Consider the following 245-nt stretch of genomic DNA (forward strand, 5'->3'; position numbering starts at 1 on the left):
CATGTTGTAGTGGAACGCCCGCAGGCATCTCATAACCATGGAAACCGGTTTGCCGTGCATTTCGGCATCAATGTGCCGGGCAAGGAAATCATGGTGAAGCGTGATAGTGCTGACCATGCCCATGAGGATGTCTATATCGCGCTAAAAAACAGTTTCCAGGCCGCACGTCGGCAGCTCAAGGAATATGCCGACAAGATGCGCAACCACTAAGGTTACTGAATAGGTTTGAAAAGGAGCGGGGCGAC

General features: G+C 51.8%; 1 protein-coding gene. It reads left to right on the forward strand.

Features of this window, described 5'->3' with window-relative positions; translation table 11 throughout:
- The coding region (locus B2T33_RS06360) for an HPF/RaiA family ribosome-associated protein (RefSeq protein WP_286791515.1) at nt 1-210 on the forward strand (210 nt) is incomplete at its 5' end.
- Nucleotides 211-245 lie beyond the last annotated feature (35 nt).

The organism is Thalassospira sp. UBA4513 (assembly GCF_002388495.1).
In the GTDB taxonomy this organism is placed as follows: domain Bacteria; phylum Pseudomonadota; class Alphaproteobacteria; order Rhodospirillales; family Thalassospiraceae; genus Thalassospira; species Thalassospira tepidiphila.